Origin of the sequence: uncultured Nostoc sp. (assembly GCF_964245445.1) — a bacterium.
GTDB lineage: Bacteria > Cyanobacteriota > Cyanobacteriia > Cyanobacteriales > Nostocaceae > Nostoc.
On the sequence record NZ_CAXTNE010000461.1, the window covers coordinates 1 to 3,448 of the forward strand.

3 protein-coding genes and 1 pseudogene are annotated in these 3,448 nt (G+C 42.1%); 1 reads left to right on the forward strand and 3 read right to left on the reverse strand.

Annotation, left to right across the window (positions count from 1 at the left end; translation table 11 throughout):
* The first annotated feature begins 507 nt into the window (after nucleotides 1-507).
* On the forward strand, nucleotides 508-639 hold the full coding sequence (locus tag ACFE90_RS37195) for a hypothetical protein (RefSeq protein WP_375507243.1): 132 nt from the start codon (nucleotides 508-510) through the stop codon (nucleotides 637-639).
* Between the two features lie 7 nt (nucleotides 640-646).
* Here ACFE90_RS37195 and ACFE90_RS37200 read toward each other — a convergent pair whose 3' ends face one another.
* The 3 genes and pseudogenes from ACFE90_RS37200 to ACFE90_RS37210 form a co-directional block, all read right to left on the reverse strand.
* Nucleotides 647-1,828, reverse strand: coding sequence for a DNA cytosine methyltransferase (locus tag ACFE90_RS37200; RefSeq protein ID WP_375507244.1), 1,182 nt, complete (start codon nucleotides 1,826-1,828; stop codon nucleotides 647-649).
* Entirely contained in the window at nucleotides 1,825-2,325 is a 501-nt protein-coding gene (locus tag ACFE90_RS37205; protein ID WP_375507245.1) for an ASCH domain-containing protein, read from the reverse strand. Before ACFE90_RS37205 ends, ACFE90_RS37200 begins: the two co-directional genes overlap by 4 nt.
* Nucleotides 2,326-2,783: 458 nt before the next feature.
* Nucleotides 2,784-3,398, reverse strand: a pseudogene (locus tag ACFE90_RS37210) (Rpn family recombination-promoting nuclease/putative transposase); the annotation flags it as partial.
* Between the last annotated feature and the right edge of the window lie 50 nt (nucleotides 3,399-3,448).

The window sequence follows — 3,448 nt, forward strand, 5'->3', positions numbered from 1 at the left end:
ACACAGGTGGATTTGGTTCAATCACTCGTTCAGGAATATTTTGACTTTCAGGCATGTCAATGGGTTTAATCGGTGTTGGGGTTGATTCTATTTTCTTGCGAACTGGATTAGAGGTTTTTTTGATGAGTCGTTGCATATCTATAGGAATCATTCGGCTCTCCACAAAGAACGGATATCTCAAAATACAGGAACTTATCAGCGAATCAGAGGCATTTTGCCAGAAAGTTGTATGGCTATTGGGTCGTGTAACCGAAAGTTAAAGATAATTTTTAGAGATTGCTCAGACGGGCTAATATCCCTAAACCTAAACCAAAAATTAAGGTAAGTCTCAAAATTAGCACAGTGTGTAACTGACTAAAAAATGGAAGTAATTGATTTTTTACTGCGACTGAACTAAAAGCACCAGCCCAAGCGATAGTTAGTACTACCAATAAAACTGTTTATAATATTCTATAAAGATGATTAAGAAAAATGATTAAGCCGAAAAATTTGTATCGCGGACACTCAATGGAAAAAGTTGGTCACGGTAAAAGAGCGGTATTTAAAACAACTATCAACGAAAAAGAATGGTCTGCCGTGACTGAATTAGAGGTAAAAACGCCAATTGATGCTTGGATTGATCAAGGAATAGAGCCTTAGTTATTGCCTACATAGCTATACTTTGTGCCGACATGAATAACTGAGTTGCAAAACTGGGAGGCACAGAATACCCAATGATTGACCCCGCCGTAGCAGTCTCTTTTGGGAACTCATACCAGGACGGAAAACCTTGTAAAATGGCTACACCTTGGATAGACAAAGACTTGACAGTACCATCAGGCAACCAGATATCAGCGAACTTACTACGGTTGCAACCTTTTTGATCTGTGAAATGGGATCGCAGAATGGTGTTGCAAGGTAGATGCCCAGGCTTGTACTTCAGTCCGTTGCGTCCTCCAACTCTCTCTAGTAGCAGTGGTGTTGGTTCGTTAGCCGTCAGAAATTGTTCTACCGCTTGCCGTTGTTTGGGGAGTAGTTGGGAATCGGTCATGGTGGGGATTAGATGAGCGATCGCCTCGTACCAACCACAAGGTGTAGCTCCCAAAGGTAAGGCAACATGAAAACCCTTGCTTGCAATCAAGACTAACCGCCGCCGCGCCTGGGGTAGCCCAAAATCGGCCATATTTACCACGCTGTAAGTAACGTGATAACCAAGGGATTCTAGAGCATCCAGGATGATGGCAAAACTCTGACTGTTCTGATAGCGTGGAACATTTTCGAGCGTAAACACCCGTGCCTGTAACTGTCGGATCGCTTCTGCAACTGCGATCGCAGCCGTCAAATCATCAGCCGTTTCAAGCGCAATACCCGCTTTAGCTGTGTGGGCTTGGCTGAAGTTGGCGCATACTAGGGAAGCATGGAGATAGTCAGGTCTTCGTGGAAAACCTAGAAATCCTGACTGTGCTACTTCTTGAACTGTTAGCTGGATTATTCTACAGCCATACTCACTAAAGTTGTGGTGATGGGTTTTGGCGTTCGTCCTTGACGTTGCCGCAGGCATCGCTCTACTCAGTTCTGGTTTGCTTAGGTCATGTTCCACCGCGATGACTGGGCGAATCCCGGCCTCAACCATCCCCGCTTCAATCCCGCCGCCACCAGCGAAAAGTACTACAGCGATCAAGGCATCATCTGGAAGAACTGGTTTTAATTTTGTGTTATCAAAATTTTTGCAGACATCTGATTTTGGTGATGTCTTTTTGGATTTCGCTTTTTTGATAAAGGCAATGATATCTTCCCTGGTTGCCCCAAGGTATTGTAGTGTGCGAATCATGGGGACTGTTTTAGTCAAGCAGCCACCTCCATGACCAAATCATCGGGTACTTCAAAAATCCCCAACCGCCCAATGTAAGGAATTGGTGTGATCTCGCGTGGATTCTCCAACTTCCAGTGGTATTGCCCAGGCATTCCCCAGCCAGACGCAACTTGTGAAAACTTGCAATCAACTATTGTGACAATGCCAATAACTTGGCCCACACGGAGCCTAGTCCTGAAAAATTGGGCAGGCTTTTTTGGATAGTCGTTTGGCTTCACGATTAATTTGTGGAGTATGAAGCCTGCCCAATTTTTTGCGGCAAATTCGAGACGTAGAGAGATTAACTCTGGGATTACTACCCCCATCCCTTGGCAAAATTCTCTCGCTAGCTGGTACTCTTTCTTGGTACAGGTTTTGGCGGCGTGAATCAGAATGTCGCCGCGATAATTGATAGGCCAACCACGATTTTCAACATTTTTGAGAGCATAAATAATTGCCCATGCCCAAGGCTGTTTGACTGAAAGTGCTTTCATAATAGTGCCTGCTTAGAATTCCAGCAATTGAAGATAAGCATCCAATGCTGCAATCGCTGGATGTGGCTTTGGTTGGAGTCCGTTGCTTTCTTTTAGCGGTAATCCTTTTATTACTTTTGAAAAAACTCTGTATTTTATCCACAATTTCTACTATCAGAGTTCTGTTCTATCTTTTGATAAAATAAAACTTCTTCTTTTGAAAGAGTAAGACCTATCTCTAATAGTCAAGAAACATTAAATGTACTACGCCATCATAGTCATATATTCTTTGATTCATGAAAGCCGAGGGTTGCGTCCGATACTCCTCCGGCTTTTTTGTGTTTATCAACTAATCATTAATGAAGTGTGAGCAGATGAGAGTTAGTTAATGTTCATGTAGAGCAGAGGCTGCCAAAGTAATTCATAATTTAATTTCTAATTACGAATTACGTTAGCAAGCCATCGAGTACCACCATGAATTAGTAATTATTTGGTTGTTGATCTAACCAAACTATTAAATCGTCAACTGAGGAAAAATCTAATAATGCTTCTCCTAGAGTTTCCAATTGTTCAACAGACAAGACTCTAACTCTTTCAATATTTGATGAATCAATCTCACCAAAACGTCTATTTAATTGGCGAAGAATCAAACGTTCTTCACCTTGTTTATTACCTTTCTGTAAAATATCCTGATAGATAACAGATTCCTGCATAATATCCTCCCGTAAAAATTGACGAATCAAGTCTTTTTCAAAGCGTAAACCTGCAAATATTTCTGTACACCCAGCAATATTTTGTCTTTCATCTCTATTTGAAATTTTAGCGACATTTTGAGCAACCTGGGATAATAAAGCAGCAGGTGAATCAGTTCGAGTTAGTGGTGCAAGGGGTAGCAGCGCCGGATTATCGAGAAAGAGTGCTGAATCCTGTTCCCACAAACGAATTACCCGATAGCGATGAGTTGTTTGTTCACCAGTATATTCTTCAGTGAACGCAAGTTAATCGCTAGTCTGCTGCAAGAAAATTACTACCTGTGTAACTGGTTTACGATACTGTCGTGTCAACCTCACATAATAATCTGATATCCGTAAGGGAGCAACGCGATTTGGTGAGGTAGGATCAAAAACCAGCGATCGCTAACAAC